The sequence below is a fragment of the Amycolatopsis xylanica genome (assembly GCF_900107045.1).
GTDB classification, from domain to species: domain Bacteria; phylum Actinomycetota; class Actinomycetes; order Mycobacteriales; family Pseudonocardiaceae; genus Amycolatopsis; species Amycolatopsis xylanica.
This window is the reverse complement of the sequence record NZ_FNON01000006.1, coordinates 426794-448049: the sequence shown is the minus strand read 5'-3', so window position 1 is coordinate 448049 and position 21256 is coordinate 426794. Positions and strand designations below refer to the sequence as shown.

Here is a 21256-nt window from a genome sequence, read left to right as displayed (position 1 = left end):
CATAACGGAGAGCTTCACTATCTATATTCGTTTGGGGAGACACGACATGTCCACAGCGCGTGACCTGCTGCGACGCACGGCGACCTGGCATCGGCCGATGATGGTCCTGGCCGCGGCGATGGCGGTGATGACCGTCGTGAGCATCGGCGGCCTGCTGTTCGACGACCGGGTGCTGATCGGCGCGCCCATCTGGCTCAAGCCGTTCAAGTTCGCGGTCTCGATCGGTATCTACGGGCTGACCTGGGGATGGATGGTTTCGCTTCTGCCCAAGCGGAAGTGGGCGAACCGGCTGTCGACCGGGATCGTCGCGATCCTGTTCCTCGAGTACGCGTTGCTGCTCGTGCAGGCCGTGCGGGGGCACGCCATGCACTTCAACGTGGCCAACAGCTTCGACGCGACGCTCTGGGTGATCATGGGCTCGTCGATCGCCGTGCTGTGGGTGTTCACGCTGATCCTGACCGCGCTGATGTTCCGGGCGAAGATCGCCGACGCGGCGTCGCGGTGGGCGATCCGGCTCGGCGGGCTGATCTCGGTGATCGGGCTGGGCCTCGGCCAGCTGATGACCAGCCCGACCGCGCGGCAGATGGCGACCATGAAGAGCGGCGCCGCGCCGACGTTCATCGGCGCGCACAGCGTCGGCGTCGAGGACGGCGGGCCGATCATGCCGATCACCGGCTGGAGTTCCACCGGCGGCGACCTGCGGATCCCGCACTTCGTCGGCATGCACGCGCTGCAGGCGCTGCCGCTGTTCGTGCTGCTGCTCGGCGTGCTGGCCACCCGGATCCCGCGGCTGCGTTCGGACGTCGCCAGGCTGCGGCTGGTGTTCGTCGCATCGGGGTTCTACGCCGGGCTGACCGGGCTGGTGACCTGGCAGGCGCTGCGCGGCCAGTCGCTGATTCACCCGGACGGGCTGACCTGGCTGGCGCTGGCCGGCCTCACCGGGCTCGCGGTGATCGGCGGCCTGTGGGCCGTCTCGACCCCGGCCGACGACCGTGATCTGGTGGCGGCGTGATGTTCGACTTGGCCTTCTACCTGGCGGCGCCGTTCTGGGCGGTGATGATCCTCGCGCCCTCCTGGGGGTGGACGCGCAAACTCGTCGCCTCGCCGTGGGTGACCACGCTGCCGCTGATCTCGTACTTCTGGTTCGTGGTGCCGCACTTCGGTGAACTGTGGACGGTCGTGTCCAGGCCGGATCTCGGTGCGCTGCAGGCGTTTCTGGCCCAGCCGTACGGCGCGGCCGCCATCTGGGCGCATGTGGTCGCGTTCGACCTGTTCATCGGCAGGTGGATGTACCTGCAGGGCCGCGAGCGGGGCATCCACCCGGTACTCGTGAGCCTGATCCTGTTGCTGACGATCTTCCTGTCCCCCATCGGGCTGCTCGTGTTCCTGGCTGTACGGGAACGGTCACGCAGCGAGCCCGGATACGCTGCGGTTCATGAGTGAGAACGAAGCCGCCGCCGTCATCGCCGAACGGACCGGCGTCGCCCAACACGACATCGCGGTGGTGCTGGGCTCCGGCTGGCGCCCCGCCGCCGACGTCATCGGCGAGCCGACCGCGGAGATCCCGCTCGGCGAGCTGCCGGGGTTCGTCACGCCGGGCGCCGTCGGCCACGGCGGCACCGCGCGGTCGGTGAAGATCGGCGACAAGCACGCGCTGGTGCTGCTCGGCCGCACGCACCTGTACGAGGGCAAGGGCATGGACCCGGTGGTGCACAACGTGCGCACCGCCGCCGCGGCAGGCGCGAAGACCGTGCTGCTGACCAACGCGGCCGGTGGGCTGCGTGAGGGTTTCTCGGTCGGTCAGCCGGTGCTGATCTCGGATCACCTGAACCTGACCGCGCGCTCCCCGATCGTCGGCGCGAACTTCGTCGACCTGACGGACCTGTACTCGCCGCGCCTGCGCGCGCTCGCCCAGGAGATCGACCCGACGCTGGCCGAGGGTGTCTACGCCGGGCTGCCCGGCCCGCACTTCGAGACCCCGGCCGAGATCCGCATGCTCCGCACGATGGGCGCGGACCTGGTCGGCATGTCGACCGTGCTCGAGGCGATCGCGGCGCGGGCCGCGGGCGTCGAGGTGTTCGGGCTTTCGCTGGTGACGAACCTGGCCGCGGGGATCACCGGGGAGCCGCTGAACCACGAAGAGGTGCTCGAGGCGGGCCGTGCTTCGGCGACCCGCATGGGGACCCTGCTGCGCGATCTGGTCGCGCGGGCCTAGCTGGAATTTAGCGGGCTTTATCCCGGATGCTTTCCCGGGATAAAGCCCGCTAAATCCCGTTTTGCGTTAGCGGGCGTAAGCCGGGAGCTGAGCCGCGACGTCCTCGGGTGACGGCATCGACGCGACCTCTTCGGCGAGACGCTTCGCGGCCGCGTGGATGGTTTCGTCCGCCAGCAAGGCTTTGGCCTGGGTGTAGACGGCCTCGGCGGTGAACTCGTCCGGCAGCAACCGCGTTCCGACGCCCGCGGCGAGCACCGCTTCGGCGTTGGTGAACTGGTCGGCGCCCTGCGGGATGACGAGCTGCGGGCGACCGGCGCCGAACGTGCCCAGCGTGGTGCCGCTGCCGCCGTGGTGGACGACGAGCGCGACGTGCGGCAGCAGGTCGGCCTGCGGCACCCACGCCGCCAGGTGGACGTTCGGCGGCACACCGCCGAGCGCGTCGACGTCGACGGAGGGGCCCGCCGCGACGAGCACGTTGACCGGCAGCTTGGCGAGGCCCTCGATCGCGCCCTTGAGCACGTCGACGTTGCCGAACGCGGTACCGAGGGTCAGGTAGACCAACGGCTCGTCCTCATCGACGATCCCCGGCAGCTCGCCGGGTTCGTTCCAGCCGACCGGGCGGAGCGGGATGCGCTCGTTGCCGGCCATGAAATCGGGCGCCTGCACCGATTCCGGGCAGATGTCGATGTACGGGTCGCCGATCATGAGCGGCGAGGCCAGCTCGATGCCGAGTTCGGCGGCGTACGCCACCAGCGGCTTCGAGATGCTGTCGGTGAGGTCGCCGACGGAAACCCGGCCGAAACCGTGTGCCACGGCGGGAATCCCGGCCAGCTTGGCGGCGAACCCGCCGCCGGGATTGCCGGATTCGTAGACGACGAGATCAGGCTGTTCGGCTTCGAGTACCGGCTTCAGTTTTTCGACGGCCAGCCTCGGTAACGCGTCGCCGAAGACCTTGGCGACGATGCCGGGCAGCTCGTCTTCGGGCGGTGGCATGGGGCCGTCGCCGACGACGGCGGCGAATCCGCTGGAGATGTCGATGGTGACGGGGGCGGTGTCCAGTCCGGCCTTGCGCAGGCCCGGCAGAAGTGCTTCACCTGTCGCGAAAATGACCTCATGCCCGGCTTTGCGGGCGGCGACGGCGAGCGGGAGTAAGGGATAGGTATGACCGTGTGACCCCAGAGAGGTGAACAACAATTTCACCCTTTACAACGTACCCCGTACGCTGAGCCGGTGACCACCGCATTAACGCCAGCGCTGCGCGACAAGGCCTTTCGCTGGATCGCCGACGACGCCGACGCCGACTCCCGCGCCGAGCTGCAGGCCGTGCTCGCCCGCGCGATGGGCGGCGAGGCCGCGGCGCTGGAGGACCTCGCCGACCGCATGTCCGGACCACTCGAATTCGGCACGGCAGGCCTGCGCGGCCCCGTTCGTGCGGGCCCGAACGGCATGAACGTCGCCGTGGTCACGCGCACCACCGCCGGCGTCGCGACCTGGCTGCAGGCGCACGGTCATTCCGGTGGCACGGTCGTCGTCGGCCGTGACGCCCGTCACGGCTCCGAAGCGTTCGCCACGGCCGTCGCGGAAGTGCTGTCCGCGGCCGGTTTCGCCGTGAAGACACTGCCCGGTCCGCTCCCGACGCCGGTGCTGGCGTTCGCGGTCCGGGAACTCGGCGCGGTCGCTGGCGTGCAGATCACCGCCTCGCACAACCCACCGGCCGACAACGGATACAAGCTCTACGACGCTTCCGGCGCGCAGATCGTCCCGCCGTCGGACGGCGAGATCGAGCGCGCGATCGAAGCCACACCCGGCGCGGTGTCGGTGCCCCGGTCCGCGGGCGCGGTGACCGTCGACCTGGTCGACGCTTACCTGGACCGGGTTTCGTCGCTGCCGCGCGGCCCCGAGCGCTCGCTCAAGGTCGTCGCGACCGCGTTGCACGGCGTCGGCGCGGAAACCCTGCGCAAGGCCTTCGAGCGCGCCGGTTTCACGGACCTGACGCTCGTCGACGCCCAGTCCACACCCGACCCCGACTTCCCCACGGTGTCCTTCCCCAACCCGGAAGAGCCTGGCGCCACGGACCTTCTGCTGGCGCTAGCGTCCGAAGTGGACGCCGACCTCGCCATCGCGCTCGACCCCGACGCCGACCGCTGCGCGCTGGGTGTCCGGGTCGGCGACACCTGGCGGATGCTGCGTGGCGACGAAACGGGCGTGCTGCTCGGCTCGCATATTCTGTCCACTGTGGAGGCTCCGGATCCCTTGGTGGCCACCACGATCGTCTCGTCGTCGATGCTCGGCGAGATCGCGGCAGCACACGGCGCCCGCTACAAGGAGACGCTGACCGGCTTCAAGTGGCTCGCCCGCGCCGGCGAAGGCCTGGTCTTCGCCTACGAAGAGGCGCTGGGCCTTTGCGTGAACCCCGCGTTCGTGCGTGACAAGGACGGAATCGCGGCGGCGGTGCTGGCGGCGGGTTACGCGGCAAGCTTGAAGGCGGCGGGCCGGACCTTGCCGGAGGTGCTGGACGAGCTTTACGTCCAGCACGGGGTGCACCTGACGGACCAGGTTTCCTTGCGCGTCACGGATCTTTCGGTCCGCGGCCAGTTGATGGCGGGCCTGCGCGCCGCGCCGCCCGCCGCCTTGGGTGGGGTCGACGTGACGTTGACGGACCTGCTGCCGGAGACGGATGGGTTGCGGCTGCTCGGCGAGGGCGTTCGAGTGGTCATCCGACCTTCGGGCACCGAGCCGAAGCTGAAGGCCTACCTTCAGGTGAAGGAACCCGTGACGGGCGAGCTTGCCGAAGCTCGGGATGCGGCGGCCAAGCGTCTGGCGGCCTTGCGCGCCGACGTCGAGGCCCTCTTCGCCTGAGGATCGTCGCACCCGCCGAGTCAGGCCGGAGCCGGACGTGAAGCGAGTGGAGGAATCTGGCCATTGAACGGCCAGATTCCTCCACTCGCGAAACACTCACGCCCCAAGCCGGGATAAAGCCCGCTAAATCCCGCGCCTGCGCGCCACCTTGGCCTTCCATGTCAGGTGGAGTCTGGGTCGCCCTTGCGGCGCAAGCGTTTGCCGAGCACTTCCCGGGTGGTGCTCCATGCGCACTTATCTGCGCGGGTCGGGATCCCCTCGCTCTAGCCTGAAAAGCTTGCGCGAGTGGTACCTCTGCTCCGTTAGATGCAGTGGAGTTACCACTCGCGCGGGCACACTTCCGGTCTTCCCTCATTACCCATCTTGCGTGTGATCGGAAGGGCGGGCAGGCTCCCCGATCGTGCCCACTTTGCTGATCGTGCATCACACGCCTTCGCCGTCGACGCAGGCGATGTTCGAGGCCGTCGTCTCCGGCGCGACCGATCCCGAGATCGAGGGTGTCGACGTCGTGCGCAGGCCCGCGCTGGGCGCGACCGTGAGCGATGTGCTCGCCGCCGACGGGATCCTGCTCGGCACGCCCGCGAACCTCGGGTACATGAGCGGCGCGGCCAAGGTGTTCTTCGACACCGTCTACTACCCCTGCCTGGACGCGACGCGGGGGAGGCCGTTCGGCTTCTACGTGCACGGCAACAGTGACCTGTCGGGGACCGTGCGGGGGATCGAATCCATTACAACTGGACTGGGTTGGGAAAAGGCGGCGGCGCCCGTGCTCGTCACCGGGGAGCCGTCGAAGGATGATCTTGCGGCCTGCTGGGAACTGGGTGCGACGCTCGGAGCTGGGCTGATGCCCTAACAGACCCCGGAAAATAAGGGGGCCTGTCACCGGAAGCCCTGGGGGTCGACCTCCGGCAACAGGCCGATGGTCAAGGGTTCGTCTGAAGACGATCAACCTCGACACCAAGAGCGTACTACATCCACCCGGCCGCGCACGAGGGGAACACCCCCTGATGTTGCTTCCGCGCACCCCCAGGGTGCGGAATGCGGGGTCGAGCAGGGGTTGCGCCCGCCGAGGGCGGCGAGTCACCACACCGTAAACCACTGCATACGAAATCTGTCAACATACGTGTACGGATGGCTCCGCGTTACACTGCGGCTACTGAGGGAAGGAGGCGGACGTGACCGACGAGCAGACGTTCGCCACGAAGCTGAGCGCCCTGATCGACGCGGCGCGCGCGAACGGGGAAGCCCCGCACAGCTACCGCGAGATGTCCTCGGCCATCGAGGCGGCGGGCGGCCCGGCGATGTCGTCGGCGTACATCCAGCAGCTGGCGACGGGCAAGCGCATCAACCCGAAGATCCACTATGTCGAGGCGCTGGCGAAGCTGTTCGGCGTGCCGGTCACGTACTTCTTCGACGGGGTGCAGGCCGAGCCGGAGCCCGCGCGCGGCGAGGCGAAGCTGATGGCGATGCGGGCGCAGGAGCTCTCCCCCGAGGGCAGGCGCCAGGTGATGGACCTGCTCGACCTCGTCGAACGGTACGAGCGCGCCGAACGGCACAAGACCGAAGAGCCATGAACGAACGGCAGCTTCGCAAGCGGTGCCGCAGGCTGCTCAAACAGCTCGACATCGAGCCGCCGCTCGATGTAGTCCAGCTCTGCGCACGCCTCGGCGAGCAGCGTGGCAAGCCGATCCGGCTGATGCCTTATCCGCTCGAGGTGCCGGGGCCGTTCGGCTGCTGGATCGCCACGCCGAGCGCCGACTACATCTTCTACCAGCAGGAAACCACCAAATCGCACCAGGATCACATCATCCTGCACGAGCTGGGGCACATCCTCGCCGATCATCATCCCGGCGGTGACGCCGAACCCGGCGACTTCCTGCCGGGACTGCCACCGGACATCGACAGCGACGCCATCGGCCGCGCATTGCGCCGGACCTCCTACGATGAGGCCCACGAATGGGAAGCCGAGACCGTCGCCACGATCATCCTCGAATGGGCCGCGGTCTTGAACTACACGATTCCGCAGCGTGCCCAGGACCATGATCTCCGCCGAATCCAGGGCACACTCGGCGACCATCAAGGGTGGCTGTGAGCCTTTTCAGTCCCATCAACGTCGTTGGCATGGTGCTGTTCGCCGTCGCTCTCGGGTGGCGGATCTACCAGATCAAACGGACCCCGCGCAGTCTGCCCGCGTGGGCCGTGATGATCACGATCGCCTGTTTCCTTGGCTCTTTCCTGACCCAGCAGAAGGTCGTCGACGACTGGATCGACGGCTTCGCGGGCAACGGCGTGAGCAGGCTCGTCAGCAATGTCGTGCTGACCACGGGCCTCTGCGCGCTCTTGATCTTCTTCCTCGGCTCGGCTTTGGGCCCGCAGCGTTACCGCCGGGTGGCCGTCGAGCTGATCCCGCTGGGCGCGGTGCTCGTGCTGCTGACGGTCTCGCTGGCCGCCATGCCCGCCGAGATCCGCGGCCAGTCGCTCAACAAGGACAACGTGCACATCGCCAGCTTCGCGGTGTTCTACCTCGGCGCCGGGCTGTACATGTTCTACGGGCTGGTCGCGTGTTTCCGCTGGATGCTGCGCTACCAGCGCACGGCCGACCGCAACCTCTCGGTCGGCCTGCGCATCGCGGGCGCCGGGATGGCCTCGCTCGCGCTGGGCGCCGGCGTACGCGCGCTGTACATCATCATCGCGTGGGTGTTCGGCCCGACCGTGCAGATCCTGTTGACGCTGGGCATCATCCTGGTGATCGTCGGCGCACTGCTTTTCCTGTCCGGCATCACCTATCCCGGCGTGCGCGCGCGGATCGACGCGCTGCGCCGCCGTCGCAGCCACCGCATCCAGTACGAACGCTTGAGTCCCTTGTGGACGGTGCTGGTCGAGGCCTACCCGAACATCGTGCTGAACTCCGGTCCACGCCCGCGCGGCGCGCACCGGCGCTTCTATCGGCGCGTGATCGAGATCCGCGACGGGCTCGTCCAGCTCAGCCCCTACCTCGAAGGCGATCTCACGACCTTGGCCACGGCCAACCCGGACGGCGCCGCGGCCGAACTCCGCTCGGCACTCGCCCGCCACGCCTCCGGCGAGGAAACCGACCACCGCGCGCACCTGGTGCTTCCCGGCGGCGGCGACATCGAGACCGACGTCCAGCCCCTGCTCGCCCTTTCCGCCGCTCTGAGGTCGTGAGTGGTACGGCCGGTTCTAACCGGCCAAAACACTCACGACAACCAAGGCCTCAGGTAACCCGCCAGCTCGGGGGACGCGCGGTCGAGCAGTGCGTCCAGGCGAGCCCGTTGGGCCGGGCGTGGCTGGAGATAGGCGAGGCGCTCGCCGTAGCCGTGGGCGAGGCTTTCGCGGGCGACGCGGGCCAGGTCGTCGTCGCGGGTGACCGCCACGCGCAGGTCGGTGATCGCCTGCTCCCACGAACCCCGCTCGCGCAACAGCCGCAGCGCGCCGATCCGGACGTACGGCGCCACGTCGGAGTCGATCAGCGACCACAACCAGTCCTCGTCGACCAAGGCGGCGTGGTCGGTCAGCGCGGCGACCACCTGGCGGCTGACCGCCGGAGAATCGGTCAGCAACGGCACCAGCGTCGGCACATCGACCTTGCGGAACCGCCGCAGCGCACGGACGACCTCCGCGCGTCCACGCGGAAGCGGATGCGCGAGCCACGGCAGCACCAGCGAACTGTCCTCGGGCGTGCCGACGTCGGCGAGCCCGGCCAGCGCGCCGACCGACGGCGGATCCCCGGCCGTGACCAGATCCCGATAGCGCGCCACGGGGTCGCCACCCGCACGTGTCAACAGGTACTGCGCGATCAGCCGCACGAGAGCGTTTCGGTCATCGAGAGCGGCCTCGAGCACGTCGACGCGATCAGCAAGCGCACGAAGCGCCACCGCGCGAACACCGGAAGCCCCGCGCCGCAACAGGATCGCCGCCGCGTCCGGCGACCGGCGCACCGCGTCCTTGGCGCACTGCAGCCGGATCAGCGTGTCCCGATCGGTCAGCGCGGTGTCCACCAGTTCCTCGACAGACCGTCGCTTCGAGACGATCGCCGAGACGGCTTGGCGGGCTTTCACGTCCGGGACGCGCATACACGCGGCCACCAGCTCCGGCGATCCGTTCCGTACGAAGTCTTCGAGATTGCCCAGCAGCCAGCGTCCGTGGTACCGCCCGCCGACGGCAACGGCGACCGGCAGCAACGCGGGAACCGTGGTCAGCAGATCCGCACGCAGGCTCTCCACCAGCGCCCGCATGGCGGCGATGCGTACCTGAGGCACCCAGTCCGCCGCGCGCAACGCCAACGCGGGCAGCAACTCGGCACGCCCGGCCGCCTCCATGCGCGCGACCGCCTTCTCGCGGATGTACCCGTCTCGGTACGACGCCTTGCAGACCATGTCGAGCAACTCGTACGGCACCAGCGCGCGGCCGAGACTGCCCAGCTCCGTGCCGTCGCGACGGGCTCGTTCGTCGAACTCGACCCAAGCGCGGCCTGATCTCTCCCCTTGACTGTTCACAATTCACCCCTGCGTCCCACGGTAACCGGTGCGCGCGTTCTACGATGCTGAATATGTTCAAGCGCCGAACCCTGCTCGGGGCGCTCGCGGTCACCGCGGCGCTGGTCACCGGCTGTTCCAGCGACAGCGGCACCGCCAAGGAGAAGCTGCCGGATGCGGGGCCGTTGATCGCGGACGCCGCGCAGGCGATCGGCGCGGTCAAGAGCGCGCACTTCACCTTGAAGGTCAACGGCGACATCGCCGGGCTGACCGTGCAGTCGCTCGACGGCGACCTCACCAAGGAGGGTGGCTCCAAGGGCGGTGCGAAGGGCACCGGGAAGCTTTCGATGTTCGGGCAGCTGACCGAGGTGGAGTTCACGCTCGCCGGTGAGACGCTCTACATCAAGGGCCCGACCGGCTCGTACCAGAAGGTGCCGATCGCGCTCGGCGCCTCGATCTACGACCCGTCGGCCGTGCTCGACCCGAACCGCGGCATCGCGAAGGTGCTCACCAGCATCCAGAATCCCAAGACCGAGGCCAAAGAGGACGTCAACGGCACGCCCGCGTACAAGGTCAGCGGCAAGGTGACCAAGGACGTGCTGGGTCAGCTGCTGCCCGGCGCGCCCGATGACGCGTTCGTCAGCTTCTGGCTCGCCGAGGCCGGGAAACACCTGCCGGTCAAGGCGACCGCGGTGCTGCCGAGCAACTCCAGCGTGGACGTGACACTGTCCGATGTGGACAAGCCGGTCACGGTCACCCCGCCGGCGTGAACCGTCGCCACGTCGCGATCGGAGCGGGTGGCCTCGCGGTCCTGCTCGGCGCGCTCGACACCTATGTGGTCATCGGGATACTGCGGCAGATCATCGACGACCTGAAAGTGCCGGTGAACCGGCTGGAGCAGGTCACCCCGATCGTCACCGGCTACCTGCTCGGCTACGTGGCCGCGATGCCGCTGCTGTCCCAGGCCTCCGACCGGTTCGGCCGGAAACTGCTGCTGCAGCTGTGCCTCGGCGGGTTCCTGGTCGGGTCCGCCGTCACCGCGCTCGCCGGTGACGTGCCGCTGCTGACCATCGGCAGGCTCGTCCAGGGCACCGCGAGCGGCGCGCTGCTGCCGGTGACCATGGCGCTCGCCGCCGACCTCTGGGCCGAGCACCGGCGCACCACCATCCTCGGCGCGGTCGGCGCCGCGCAGGAACTCGGCAGCGTGCTCGGGCCGCTTTACGGCATCGGGCTGGCCGCCGCGGCGGGCTGGCGTGGCGTGTTCTGGGTGAACGTCCCGCTGGCGCTGCTGGCGATGGCCGCGGTGCAGTTCGCGGTGCCGAACACGCACGGCAAGCGGTCCAAAATAGACGTCACCGGCGGCTCGCTGCTGGCCGTCGCGCTGGGCCTGGCCGTGGTCGGCCTCTACAACCCGAACCCGCGTGAGCACGTGCTGCCCGCCTGGGGCTGGCCGACGCTCGCGGGCGCGGCCGTCGCGCTCGCCGCGTTCGTGCTCTGGGAGCGCCGAGCCAAGACGCGCCTGCTCGACATCCAGGACAAGCGGTTCTTCGCGGTGCTCGGCGCGAGCGTCGCCGCCGGCGCCGCGCTGATGGTCACGCTCGTCGACGTCGACCTGTTCGCGCAGACCCTGCTGAGCAAGGACGACCAGGGCAGTGTGCTGCTGCTCCTGCGTTTCCTCATCGCGCTGCCGGTCGGCGCCGTCGCGGGCGGCATGCTCGCGGCCCGGTTCGGTGACCGCTGGGTCGCCGCGGCCGGCCTGCTCATCGCGGCGGGCGGGTACCTGCTGATCTCGGGCTGGTCGGTCGACGTGCTGAACGCGAGCTACCCGCTCGGGCTCCCCCGGCTCGACACCGACCTGGCGATCGTCGGCCTCGGGCTCGGCCTGGTGATCGCGCCGCTGTCCGCGGCCGCGCTCAAGGTCGTGCCGCCCGATCAGCACGGGGTCGCGTCCGCGGGCGTGGTCGTCGCGCGGATGACCGGGATGCTCGTCGGGGTGGCCGCGCTTTCGGCATGGGGCCTGCACCGGTTCCACAGTCTCACCGAGGGGCTGAACACGCCGATCCCGTTCCTTTTCCCGGACGAGCAGGCGTTCCAGCAGGCGCTCGGCGCGTACACCGCCGCCGTCAAGGAGGCCTTGCGCACCGAGTACAGCGAGATTTTCGTCATCACGAGTGTCATCTGCGCGGTGGGCGCTTGCGTATCGGTGCTGGTAGGAAGCCGATACGCTGCGAAGCGTGCCTGAGTTCCTGTCTAGCGAGCCCTACAAGGGCGCCCGTGACCTGCTCCCGGCCGAAGCCTCGGTCCGCGCGCGGGTGTTCGGGCTGCTGCACGACGTCGTCGAGCGCTACGGCTATGCCCGCTACGACGGCCCGTCACTCGAACCGGTGCAGCTCTACGAACGGGAGTCGGACCAGCAGCTGTTCACCCTGACCGACAAGGGCGGCAACAAGCTCGCGCTGCGCCCCGAGCTGACGCCGTCGATGGCGCGCGCGGTCGCGGCGAGCGCGAAGTCGCTGCAGTTCCCGGTTCGCTGGTACAGCCAGGGGACCTGCTTTCGCTACGAGCGCCCGCAGCGCGGCCGCATGCGCGAGCACTGGCAGCTCGACGTCGAGATCTTCGGCGCGGCGGGTGTCGCGCGCGAGATCGAGATCTTCGAGCTGATCCACGATCTGCTGGCCGCGCTCGGCGCCACGAAGGACCTGTTCACCATCCGCGTCAACGACCGGAACCTGCTGGCGTCCGCGCTCACGGACATCGTCGGCATCTCGCTGCCGCATCTGCCGCTCGTGCTCGCGCTGATCGACCGCTGGGAAGTGACGGAGCAGGAGAAACTCGCGCAGGCCGCCGAAGAGATCGGCCTCGCGGACAAGCAGTTCGAGAAGCTCAGCGAGACGCTGACCGCGGGGCCCGCGTTGTTCGACGAGCTGCCCGACGAGGTCAAGGCGGCGTCCACTGTGGGCAAGGTGCTCGACACCGGACTCGTCCGCTACGACCCGCTGATCGTGCGCGGCCTGCCGTACTACACCTCGACGGTGTTCGAGGTGTACGACACCTCGCCGGAGAATCGCCGCGCACTGCTCGGCGGCGGCGCGTTCGACACGCTGTCGCACCTGTTCACCGAGCAGCCGATTCCCGGCTTCGGGTTCGCGCTCGGCGACGTCACGCTCCTGGATTTCCTGCGCACGCACGACCTGCTGCCGCAGCCGCGCGCCGAGGTCGACGTGGTGGTCGTGCCGGTCAGCGAAGAGTTAGCCGACGCTGCGCGCACTGTCGCGCGGAAGCTGCGGCAAGCCGGGCTGCGCACGTCGACGCCGCTGGAGCCGCGCAAGCTCGGCAAGGAGCTGACAAGGGCTGAGAAGGCGGGCGCGCGTGTGGTCGTCATCGTCGGTCAGGAGGACTGGGCCGCCGGAACGGTTACCATCCGCTCGATGCTCACCCACGAGCAGCGCCAGGTCGCCGTCGACGCTGTGGCGGGTGCCGTCAAGCCCCTGGTGACCGAAGCCTGAGGGTGAAGGTGGCGCCGTCTCCGGGCACGCCCTGCGCCGAGATGGTGCCGCCGTGCCCGGCGACGACCTCGCGGACCAGCGCGAGGCCGAGCCCGAACCGCCTGCCGTCGCCGTGCTCGCCACGCGCGAACCGCTCGAACAACCGCTCCGCGTCGGACTGCTCGAAGCCGACACCGGTGTCGCGCACGCTGATCTCCACGTGCCTGCCGTCGGTGAAGCCGAGCCGGACCTCGATCAGCCCGCCCGGCGGGGTGTGGCCGATCGCGTTGTCCAGCAACGCGGTCAGCACGCGCCGCAGTGCCGTCTGCACGCCGCGGACCAGATACGGCCGCTCGTCGCGATGCAGCTCGATCCGCAGCCCGCGCTCGCGTGCGCGAGGCGCCTCGCCCGCGACGGCTTCTTCGGCCAGCAAGCCCATTTCGACCGGTTCGAGCGGCGGCTTCGACGCCTGCAGCTGCGCGGAAAGCAACAAATCCTCGACGACTTCGCCGAGTTCGCGGGTGCCTTTGACCAGCTGATCCAGCTCGGGATCGGGGTCGCGCCTGGCCAGCAGCTGGGCGCGGGTGTGCAGCCTGGTCAGCGGCGCGCGCAGCTCGTGGCTGGCGTCCGCGACGAACGTGCGCTGCCTGCGCAGCGCCTCCCCGAGCGGCCGGATCGCGCGGCCAGCGAAGAAATGCCCGACCAGCGCGGAGATCACCACCACCAGCACCTCGACCAGGAGGAACGCGGTGAGCAGATGCTCGCGATCGGCGATTTGGTAGTGCTCGTCGAAAAAGGCCTGCACCACCCGGCCGTCCCTGATCTCGGTGCGGACGGTGTAGACGGTGCCGTTCATGGAAACCCGTTCGTCGACGGGATTCCTGGTGGCGGCCACCGCGTTCCACGATCCGGTCAGCGGCATTCCGGCCGGCGCCGTGCCCGCCGGCGCGCGGCCCTCTTCGGTGAACAGCCAGACGCAGCCGGGCGGGGTCTCGCCGACGCCGCGCCCGATCGACCAGCCGATCGTGTGCTCGGCGGTCTCGTGCTGGCCGTCGAGCACCACGATCCACGCCAGCGCGCCGAGCACGGCGACCAGCAGCGAGCTGACCGCCCAGATCTGCACCGTCAGCACCCGTCGCGTCCGGCGGAGCATCCGCGACTCGGGATCACGGTTCACAGCGCGCCGATCTGGTAGCCGAGCCCGTGCACGGTCCGCACCACGCCGCGGCCGAGCTTGCGGCGCAGGTAGTAGACATAAGTGTCCACAACGGACTCTCCGGTGGTGTCCGCGAACACCTTGGTACGCAACGCGTCCCTGGCGTGGATCGTGGCCGGGCGCTGCGCGAGCGTGCGCAGCAGCTCGAATTCCCTGCCGGACAGCGGAACCCGCTTGCCCCGCGGCAGCACGACCTCACGGCGCCGCAGATCGAGTTCGGCGGTGCCCAGCGGCAGGCATTCGGCCCCGTCGAGATGCCTGCGGCACAGCGCCCGTATCCGCGCGAGCAGCTCGTCCATCTCGAACGGCTTCACGAGGTAGTCGTCGGCGCCCGCCTCGAGCCCGGCGATGCGGTCGCGGACCTCGCCGAGCGCGCTGAGCACGAGGATGCGGGTGGTGACCGCCTTGCGCCGCAGGCTCGACACCAGGCGGAGCCCGTCCGCGCCTGGCAGCCTCCTGTCGATGACCATGACGTTGTACCGGCCGGTCAGGCCGAGATGCAGGCCACGCTGCCCGTCGTGGGCGAGATCGATGCTGAACCCCTCGCCCGCGAACATGCCCGCGAGGATCGTGGCCAGCTCACGATCGTCTTCGACCAGCAGTAAGCGCGCGAGCCCGGACGGGTCTGCCACTTCATGCACGCCGTTCATCCTGACAGCGTCAGTGCGAAATTAACCCCCTCCTTTGGCGGAAAGGTTCAGACCAGTCAGGTTCTTGGGCGATTCGGCCTAACGCGGCGTCCCGCTCAGCGAAATGGGTCGTGAGTGTTTAGACCGGTTAGAACCGGCCGGAACACTCACGACCTCACTCAGCGGTTGACCGTCTTCATGGCCGCTTCGGGGTAACGTTCGCCCGCCACGGCGTCGGCGGGGAAGGCGGCCTCGATGGCGGCCACGTCGTCGGAGCTGAGCACGATGCCGGTCGCCGCGACGTTCTCCTCCAGGTATTTCCGCCGCTTGGTGCCCGGGATCGGCACCACGTCGGAACCCTGCGCCAGCACCCAGGCCAGCGCCAGCTGCCCGGCGGTGACCCCACGATCCGCCGCCAGCGCGCGCAAGGCCTCGACGATGGCGAGGTTCTTCTCGAAGTTCCCCTCGGCCAGCCGCGGCTGGGTCGTCAGCCGGAAATCCCCCTCGGCGAAATCGGCCTGCGACTGGAAACGCCCGGTCAGGAACCCGCGCCCCAACGGCGAATACGGCACGATCCCGATGCCCAGCTCACGACAGGCCGGCACGACCTCGGCCTCGATGTCGCGAGACCACAGCGACCATTCCGACTGGACGGCCGTGATCGGGTGCACCGCGTGCGCGCGCCTGATCGTCTCGGCCGAGGCCTCGGAAAGTCCGAGGTGGCGCACCTTTCCCTGCTCCACCAAGGAAGCCATCGCGCCGACGGTCTCCTCGATCGGCGTCGACGGGTCCACCCGGTGCTGGTAGTAGAGGTCGATGTGGTCGACGCCGAGCCGCTTCAGCGACGCCTCGGCCGCCTCACGCACGTAGGCCGCGTCTCCGCGCACGCCACGGACCGTGGGGTCCGCGGGATCGCGCCGGATGCCGAACTTGGTCGCCAGCACGACCTGGTCGCGCCGGTCCGCGATGGCGCGGCCGACGAGTTCCTCGTTGGCGCCGACGCCGTACATGTCGGCGGTGTCCAGCAGCCGGACCCCGAGCTCCAGCGCGCGGTGGATGGTGGCGATCGACTCGGTCTCGTCGGCCTCGCCGTAGAACTCACTCATGCCCATGCAGCCGAGGCCCAGGGCCCCGGCGTCCAATGACCCCAGCAAAACGGTTCCCTACTTCCCGGAGGCGCGGGCGATCGACTCGGGGTAGCGCTCCCCGGCGACCGCGGACAGCGGCGCCGCGTCTTCGATGGCCTTGATGTCCGCCTCCGACAGTTCGATGCCTGCGGCGGCGACGTTCTCTTCGAGATATTTGCGGCGCTTGGTGCCCGGAATCGGCACGACGTCGTCGCCGTGGCTGGAAACCCAGGCCAGCGCGAGCTGCCCGGCCGTGACCTCCCGCTCGGCGGCGAGCTCGCGCAGCGCCTCGACGATCGCCATGTTCCGCTCGAAGTTCCCCTCGGCGAAGCGCGGCAGGTTGCGGCGCATGTCGTCGGCGGGCAGGTCGGCGACCGAGGTGACGTTCCCGGTCAGGAACCCGCGCCCCAGCGGCGAGAACGGGACGATCCCGATGCCCAGCTCACGGCAGACACCCAGCACCTCGTCCTCGATGCCGCGGGTCCACAGCGACCACTCGCTCTGCAGCGCCGTCACCGGGAACACCGCGTGCGCACGCCGGATCGACTCCACCGAGGCCTCGGAGATCCCGGCGTACCGGATCTTGCCCTCGGCGGCGAGCTCGGCCAGCGCGCCCCAGGTCTCCTCGATGGTCTCGGGGTCGACGCGGTGCTGGTAGTAGAGGTCGATGTGGTCGACGCCGAGGCGCCGCAGCGAGTCCTCGCAGCACTGCTTCACGTAGGCGGCGCCCCCGCGTGCCTTCATGCCCTCGTCGGTCCAGGTGATCCCGAACTTCGTCGCCAGCACCACCTGGTCACGCCGGTCCGCGATGGCCCGGCCGACCAGTTCCTCGTTGACCCCGTCGGCGTACACGTTCGCCGTGTCCAGCAGCGTGACGCCCAGTTCCAGCGCGCGGTGGATGGTGGCGATCGACTCGTCGTCGTTGTCGCGCACCCCGTACGCCTGGCTCATCCCCATGCAGCCGAGCCCCTGTGCGCTGACCTCGAGCGCGCCCAGCTTCTTCTTGATCACGCTGACAATCCCTCCACCACAGGCTCGAGCCCCAGCACGTCGCGGTGCTTGCGCTCGATCTGGTCGTAGTTGTCGATCTTGTAGTTGAGAATCTCCATGCACGACTGGAGTTCGGCGATCCGCGAGGCGACCGCCTGCCGCTGTTCGACCAGCAGTGCCTTGCGACGGCCCGCGCTGGCCGTGCCACGGTGACGCAGTGAGGCGTACTCACGCATGCTCTTGATCGGCATGCCGGTGGTACGCAGCTTGGTCAGGAACTCGAGCCACGTGAGGTCGGCGTCGGAGTACGCACGCCTGCCCGCCGTGTCCCGCGCGGGCGGATCCAGCAGCTTGATGCGCTCGTAGTACCTCAGGGTGTCGATCGACAACCCGCTACGGCGAGCGGCTTCCGCAATCGAGTAGCTCATGCCCTGACGGTACGACCTGGAGTGCGCTCCAGGTCAAATAGGAAAGTCCTGTTCCGTAACAGCGTCCGCGATAGACTCCCGCCATGCCTCGCCCCAAGACCCACGACGAAGCCTTGCGAGTCAAGCTACTCGACCGCGCTGGCGTGCTTCTTTCCACCGAGGGCCCCAAGGCGCTGAGCCTGCGGAAACTCGCCGCCGACGTCGACACGTCGACCACCGCGGTGTACTCGCTCTTCGGCAGCAAACCGGATCTGGTCAGCGCGCTCTACATCGAGGGATTCCGGCGTTTCGGACGGCGCCTCGCCGCCGTCCCCCGCACGGGTGACCCGATCGAGGACCTCGTCCAGCTCGGTTTGGCGTACCGGGCCAGCGCGCTAGCCGACCCGCACCTGTACCCGATCATGTTCACGAAGTCGGTGCCCGGCTTCGAGCCGAACGAGGAAGCGGTCCGCCTGGCCGCCGACGCCGCCAACGCGCTCGCGGTGATCGTCCAGATCGGCGTCGACGCGGGTGTGTTCATCGACGTCCCGCCCACCTCGATCGCGGTCGGCTGCTGGGGCATCGTGCACGGCCTGGTCACCCTCGAGCTCAACGGCAACCTGCCGCCGGAGTTCGAGCCCGAACGCGGCTACGCGGACGCGCTGCGCGCCAACGCCCGCGGCTGGCTCAAGCCCGAGGTCTTCGGAGCGTGAACGTCTCGTGAGCGTTGCGGGCGGTTAGAACCGCCCGCAACGCTCACGACCCCCAGGCCGGAAACGCTTCAAAGTGCGGGACCCTCGTAGAGAACGCCGCCAGCTGCATCGGTGACCTTGAACGTCATCGAGCCGATCTGCGCGACAGCCTGCATCTCCTCGGAGAGCGCGGCGACGAAGGTGCCGTTGGCGACCTCCGCCGGGACGGCGGGAAAGCCTGGCATCGTGACCGTCACGCCGGCCGCTTCACGCGGCACGACCCCGCCGACGCACTCTGCCGGGTGGGTGCTCTCCGTGCTGCTCGACGGCCCGAGGAATCTCGCCGTGACCGGCCGGTCGGCGATCTCCATCGGCTTGTTCCACAGCGGCCCGTCGGGCTGCGTGGTGCAGGCGAGGAACCAGCTGTCGTTCCGGCCGACCATCAGGTTGAGAATGCTCGCCGACGGGTTGGCCGGCGTGGGTATCTTCAGCGTCATCTTCGCGCCCGGTTCGAACGTGTCCGCGTCCGGCATGTCCGCTCCGGCGTCTCTCAGGCAGTCGCCGAGGAACCTGCCGTCGGCGGAAGTCCTATCGGCCCGGGTGAGGTGGTCGGCCACGCTGGTCATCGGCGGGGGCAGCGAGACCTCGAGCTTGGGGCCCTCCGCAGGCTCGGTGCGCCACATGCGCAGCGACGCCGCATGGTTCTCCAGACGAGCGCCCGAAAAGATGACGAAAAGCCCGTCCCCGAGCTCTGCCTCGCCGATCGTTTCCACGCCGGGACGCTCCTTCGGCCCGAGGCCGAGCTTGACCTTTACCCACGCGGGATCCGCCACCCCCGCGGCCACTCTCCCCTTGGTGTAGAGCGCGATCGCGGGGGCCTTGAGCTCGGCATTCGGATCGGACAGGGTGACCGAGATCGACGAGGCTTCGCAGAACAGCGGCTTCCCGTTCGCCCGCGCCGCCACGACCGTGACCCCCATGTCCGTCTTCGTGAACACCGGAACCCACAACGAGCGTTTCGGATACGACCCCGTCTTCTTCTCCGCGCGCAGCGCGTTCCAGCAGCGGTCGAGTGTCCGCTCGGCCAAGGGCTTGTCGAGATGCAGTCCCGGCGGGATCGCCGGTGACACCGGCTCTGGCTCATCCCTCAGCGCGTGGACGCCGGCGGCGACCCCGCCGAACAGCAGCACGGCGGCGGCCACGGCGGCCAGTGGCTTGACGCGGGACCGGCGCTCGTCGAGCATTCCGCGCCGGAGGTCGGTCAGCATCTTCGCGCGGAGTTCCGGCGGCAGCTCGCGCCGTGGGGGCAGCTCGAGGTCGTTCATGCGCTTTCCTCCAACGCTTTCCGCAGCTGGGCACGGGCGCGCGACAAATGCGAGCGCACGGTGACCTCCGAAACCCCCAGCACTTCCGCGGCGTCCGCGGCGGGCAGCTCGCCGAGCAGGCACAGCTCGACGACCCGGCGTTGCGACTTCGGCAGCGCGCGGACCGCGCCCGCGATCAGCCGCATCCGCTCCTCGCCGTCGACCTGCTCGGCGACGGCTTCAGCGTGGTCCGGCACGTGCACCGGCTCAGGGATCCGCTTCAGCAGGCGTAACCGCCGCGCGGAGCCGCGATGCTCAGTGCGCGCGAGGTTGGCGGCCACCGTGTACAGCCAAGGCAGCGCGCTTTCGCGGACCAGCGTGACTTCCTTCTTCCGGCGCCAGGCGGTCAGAAAAGTGCCCGAAGTCAGGTCTTCCGCCTGCGCCCACGAGCCCGTCAAGCGGTAGCAGTGGTTCCACACCGACGAGACGTGCCGCTCGAAGAGCTGCGTGAAAGCGCCCTCGTCCCCCTGGGTCGAGCGCTGCCACAACTCGGAGTCGTCCACCGGCGTGCCCGATCTCGCTTCGGAAGTCACACCGGTCAGTGGCCGGCTCGCCCCAGGATGTTGCGTCGCTAGGGCGCGGGTGTGCCGTATCGCGCCGGTTCACCCGTGTAGCCGAAGACGATCTCGCCGTCCCTCGACTCGACGTGGTTGTCCGCGGGGAGCGTGGCAGGTTCCTCGGACACCAGGGCGCCATCGAGATTCACCGGCTGCGCACCGAAATCGGGCAGCTTGGGCATGCGAGACCGCTCGAAGTTGATCCGCGGATGGTCGACGTCGGCGAAGCGCAGTTCGCCGTCGAACACCGCGCCGATGAAGCCGAGGCCCCGCGATTTGCTCCCCGAGAAGTGCGCCAGCCAGGCGAAGTGCGTCCACGAGAACACGCCGCCCTCGGCGAAGTCCGAGCCGCTGAAGTCGGCGAGAGCGGTGAACTCGCAGCCGTAGAACCACGCGCTGATCTCGAAGGTGGTGCGCGCGATGTGGGTCGCGCCGACGAACCTCGCGTAGCTGAACTGCCCGGCGCGGAGCGTGCACTCCTGCAGTGTGAAGTTGACCAGGGTCGCCCGCTGGAGATCCAGGCGCATGTCAGCCCAGAACACCGGCGAATCCGCGTGCAGGTGGTTCTCGATGAGCTGCTGCGCGGTCATCCTGACCTGGAGTTCGTCCTCGACGACGACCTCGGCCCGTTCGGCGGGCGGCCTGAGTCCCCATGCCCTCGGCGAGGGCTCGCGGTCGCGCAACGCTCGACGGGCGGCGGTCTCCGTCTTGGCTTCGCCGGACATCGTGAACGGCATGCGCAGGTACGCGCAGAAGACGTTCATGATCGTCTGCCGGTGCGACGGGTTCGCCTGGCCGAGGCGTTCCAGCGCGTAGAGACCACCGAGCCGGACCGGCGCCTTGTCGCTGCCGAGCTGTTCGACCGCCTTGGTGTAGAGCTCGGTCACCCGGCGCTCTTCGAGATCGCGTTCGGTCACTTCGGCGACGCGTTCGGCGTGCGCCTTGGTCTCCGCGGCGATCCTGGCGGTCTCGCGGACCTGGAGCTCGGTCGTCCGCTGGCGCCGGGCGGCCAGCCAGAGCGCGAACACGCCGCCCGCGCCGATCCCGATGCTGAACGCCGTGCGCACCGCGTCCAGTTTCGCCTTGACCTTCTCGGGATCGGGCGAGTCGGTCCAGCCGAGCAGGAACCAGACGAGTCCCGCGGTCAGCAGCGCGACGAGACCGGCGGCCGCGGCGATCCATGGCCACCGCAGCAGCGGCGGCTGTCTCTCTGCCACCG

22 protein-coding genes are annotated in these 21256 nt (G+C 69.2%); 12 read left to right on the top strand and 10 right to left on the bottom strand.

The features are described 5' to 3' along the window. The first annotated feature begins 46 nt into the window (after positions 1-46). Genes BLV57_RS28845 through BLV57_RS28835 form a run of 3 tightly spaced genes read left to right on the top strand, consistent with a single transcriptional unit; the run spans position 47 to position 2215 of the window. Positions 47-1012: a hypothetical protein gene (locus BLV57_RS28845; RefSeq protein ID WP_091293994.1), complete on the top strand. Its 966-nt coding sequence runs from the start codon at positions 47-49 to the stop codon at positions 1010-1012. After that, positions 1012-1443: an ABA4-like family protein gene (locus BLV57_RS28840; RefSeq protein ID WP_091293992.1), complete on the top strand. Its 432-nt coding sequence runs from the start codon at positions 1012-1014 to the stop codon at positions 1441-1443. The genes BLV57_RS28845 and BLV57_RS28840 overlap by 1 nt, the downstream gene beginning before the upstream one ends. Further along, complete coding sequence (locus tag BLV57_RS28835) at positions 1436-2215, top strand: purine-nucleoside phosphorylase (protein ID WP_091293991.1); 780 nt, start codon at positions 1436-1438, stop codon at positions 2213-2215. The genes BLV57_RS28840 and BLV57_RS28835 overlap by 8 nt, the downstream gene beginning before the upstream one ends. 66 nt (positions 2216-2281) lie before the next feature. On the opposite strand, the gene BLV57_RS28830 is transcribed toward BLV57_RS28835, so the two are convergent. Further along, positions 2282-3415, bottom strand: coding sequence for a glycosyltransferase (locus BLV57_RS28830; protein WP_091293989.1), 1134 nt, complete (start codon positions 3413-3415; stop codon positions 2282-2284). 30 nt (positions 3416-3445) lie between these two features. On the opposite strand from BLV57_RS28830, the gene BLV57_RS28825 reads away from it, so the two are divergent. From BLV57_RS28825 to BLV57_RS28805, 5 genes are all read left to right on the top strand, one after another. Then, positions 3446-5074: a phospho-sugar mutase gene (locus tag BLV57_RS28825; protein ID WP_091293987.1), complete on the top strand. Its 1629-nt coding sequence runs from the start codon at positions 3446-3448 to the stop codon at positions 5072-5074. Positions 5075-5474: 400 nt separating this feature from the next. Then, positions 5475-5927, top strand: coding sequence for a flavodoxin family protein (locus BLV57_RS28820; RefSeq protein ID WP_091293985.1), 453 nt, complete (start codon positions 5475-5477; stop codon positions 5925-5927). Between the two features lie 322 nt (positions 5928-6249). Then, complete coding sequence (locus BLV57_RS28815) at positions 6250-6648, top strand: helix-turn-helix domain-containing protein (protein ID WP_091293984.1); 399 nt, start codon at positions 6250-6252, stop codon at positions 6646-6648. After that, positions 6645-7166 (top strand): M48 family metalloprotease, encoded by a 522-nt coding sequence (locus tag BLV57_RS28810; protein ID WP_091293982.1) that lies wholly within the window; start codon positions 6645-6647, stop codon positions 7164-7166. The genes BLV57_RS28815 and BLV57_RS28810 overlap by 4 nt, the downstream gene beginning before the upstream one ends. Positions 7167-7195: 29 nt before the next feature. After that, positions 7196-8260 carry an MAB_1171c family putative transporter gene (locus BLV57_RS28805; RefSeq protein ID WP_091294265.1) on the top strand — a complete coding sequence of 355 codons (1065 nt, stop codon included), beginning with the start codon at positions 7196-7198 and terminating at the stop codon, positions 8258-8260. Positions 8261-8292: 32 nt separating this feature from the next. On the opposite strand, the gene BLV57_RS28800 is transcribed toward BLV57_RS28805, so the two are convergent. Continuing rightward, positions 8293-9591 carry a hypothetical protein gene (locus tag BLV57_RS28800; protein ID WP_143047168.1) on the bottom strand — a complete coding sequence of 433 codons (1299 nt, stop codon included), beginning with the start codon at positions 9589-9591 and terminating at the stop codon, positions 8293-8295. A 53-nt stretch (positions 9592-9644) separates the two neighbouring features. Between BLV57_RS28800 and BLV57_RS28795 the strand changes: the two genes are divergently transcribed. From BLV57_RS28795 to hisS, 3 genes are read left to right on the top strand one after another with little or no spacing between them, the layout of a single operon-like run. Further along, a complete protein-coding gene (locus BLV57_RS28795; protein WP_091293979.1) occupies positions 9645-10340 on the top strand; it encodes an LppX_LprAFG lipoprotein in 696 nt (231 codons plus the stop codon). After that, complete coding sequence (locus BLV57_RS28790) at positions 10337-11812, top strand: MFS transporter (RefSeq protein ID WP_091293977.1); 1476 nt, start codon at positions 10337-10339, stop codon at positions 11810-11812. The genes BLV57_RS28795 and BLV57_RS28790 overlap by 4 nt, the downstream gene beginning before the upstream one ends. Then, positions 11805-13076, top strand: coding sequence for a histidine--tRNA ligase (gene hisS / locus BLV57_RS28785; RefSeq protein WP_091293975.1), 1272 nt, complete (start codon positions 11805-11807; stop codon positions 13074-13076). Before BLV57_RS28790 ends, hisS begins: the two co-directional genes overlap by 8 nt. On the opposite strand, the gene BLV57_RS28780 is transcribed toward hisS, so the two are convergent. The 5 genes from BLV57_RS28780 to BLV57_RS28760 all read right to left on the bottom strand — a co-directional run bounded on the left by BLV57_RS28780 (position 13051) and on the right by BLV57_RS28760 (position 17445). Continuing rightward, a complete protein-coding gene (locus BLV57_RS28780; protein ID WP_091293974.1) occupies positions 13051-14232 on the bottom strand; it encodes a sensor histidine kinase in 1182 nt (393 codons plus the stop codon). The two genes, hisS and BLV57_RS28780, sit on opposite strands and share 26 nt — an antisense overlap. Next, a complete protein-coding gene (locus BLV57_RS28775; protein WP_425426048.1) occupies positions 14229-14912 on the bottom strand; it encodes a response regulator transcription factor in 684 nt (227 codons plus the stop codon). The genes BLV57_RS28780 and BLV57_RS28775 overlap by 4 nt, the downstream gene beginning before the upstream one ends. Before the next feature lie 167 nt (positions 14913-15079). Beyond that, positions 15080-16051 (bottom strand): aldo/keto reductase, encoded by a 972-nt coding sequence (locus tag BLV57_RS28770; protein WP_281244440.1) that lies wholly within the window; start codon positions 16049-16051, stop codon positions 15080-15082. A 12-nt stretch (positions 16052-16063) separates the two neighbouring features. Beyond that, positions 16064-16984, bottom strand: coding sequence for an aldo/keto reductase (locus BLV57_RS28765; RefSeq protein WP_176968869.1), 921 nt, complete (start codon positions 16982-16984; stop codon positions 16064-16066). A 50-nt stretch (positions 16985-17034) separates the two neighbouring features. Beyond that, positions 17035-17445 (bottom strand): MerR family transcriptional regulator, encoded by a 411-nt coding sequence (locus BLV57_RS28760; protein ID WP_091293969.1) that lies wholly within the window; start codon positions 17443-17445, stop codon positions 17035-17037. Positions 17446-17528: 83 nt separating this feature from the next. Here BLV57_RS28760 and BLV57_RS28755 point away from each other — a divergent pair, with 83 nt between their 5' ends. After that, the gene (locus tag BLV57_RS28755; protein WP_091293968.1) at positions 17529-18137 is read left to right on the top strand and encodes a TetR/AcrR family transcriptional regulator; all 609 of its coding nucleotides are present in this window, start codon (positions 17529-17531) and stop codon (positions 18135-18137) included. A gap of 68 nt (positions 18138-18205) precedes the next feature. Here the strand turns inward: BLV57_RS28755 and BLV57_RS28750 are convergent, their stop codons facing one another. The 3 genes from BLV57_RS28750 to BLV57_RS28740 are packed head-to-tail and all read right to left on the bottom strand — an operon-like array spanning position 18206 to position 21254. Next, positions 18206-19441, bottom strand: coding sequence for a hypothetical protein (locus BLV57_RS28750; RefSeq protein ID WP_091293966.1), 1236 nt, complete (start codon positions 19439-19441; stop codon positions 18206-18208). Continuing rightward, positions 19438-20013 (bottom strand): RNA polymerase sigma factor, encoded by a 576-nt coding sequence (locus tag BLV57_RS28745; protein WP_091293965.1) that lies wholly within the window; start codon positions 20011-20013, stop codon positions 19438-19440. Before BLV57_RS28745 ends, BLV57_RS28750 begins: the two co-directional genes overlap by 4 nt. A gap of 38 nt (positions 20014-20051) precedes the next feature. Beyond that, the gene (locus tag BLV57_RS28740; RefSeq protein ID WP_091293963.1) at positions 20052-21254 is read right to left on the bottom strand and encodes a pentapeptide repeat-containing protein; all 1203 of its coding nucleotides are present in this window, start codon (positions 21252-21254) and stop codon (positions 20052-20054) included. Positions 21255-21256 lie beyond the last annotated feature (2 nt).

Coding starts and splice junctions, on each gene's coding strand:
- BLV57_RS28845 (WP_091293994.1), top strand. CDS start 47: ATGTCCACAGCGCGTGACCTGCTGCGACGCACGGCGACCTGGCATCGG.
- BLV57_RS28840 (WP_091293992.1), top strand. CDS start 1,012: ATGTTCGACTTGGCCTTCTACCTGGCGGCGCCGTTCTGGGCGGTGATG.
- BLV57_RS28835 (WP_091293991.1), top strand. CDS start 1,436: ATGAGTGAGAACGAAGCCGCCGCCGTCATCGCCGAACGGACCGGCGTC.
- BLV57_RS28810 (WP_091293982.1), top strand. CDS start 6,645: ATGAACGAACGGCAGCTTCGCAAGCGGTGCCGCAGGCTGCTCAAACAG.
- BLV57_RS28805 (WP_091294265.1), top strand. CDS start 7,196: ATGGTGCTGTTCGCCGTCGCTCTCGGGTGGCGGATCTACCAGATCAAA.
- BLV57_RS28795 (WP_091293979.1), top strand. CDS start 9,645: ATGTTCAAGCGCCGAACCCTGCTCGGGGCGCTCGCGGTCACCGCGGCG.
- BLV57_RS28765 (WP_176968869.1), bottom strand. CDS start 16,984: ATGGGGATGAGCCAGGCGTACGGGGTGCGCGACAACGACGACGAGTCG.
- BLV57_RS28760 (WP_091293969.1), bottom strand. CDS start 17,445: ATGAGCTACTCGATTGCGGAAGCCGCTCGCCGTAGCGGGTTGTCGATC.
- BLV57_RS28755 (WP_091293968.1), top strand. CDS start 17,529: ATGCCTCGCCCCAAGACCCACGACGAAGCCTTGCGAGTCAAGCTACTC.
- BLV57_RS28750 (WP_091293966.1), bottom strand. CDS start 19,441: ATGAACGACCTCGAGCTGCCCCCACGGCGCGAGCTGCCGCCGGAACTC.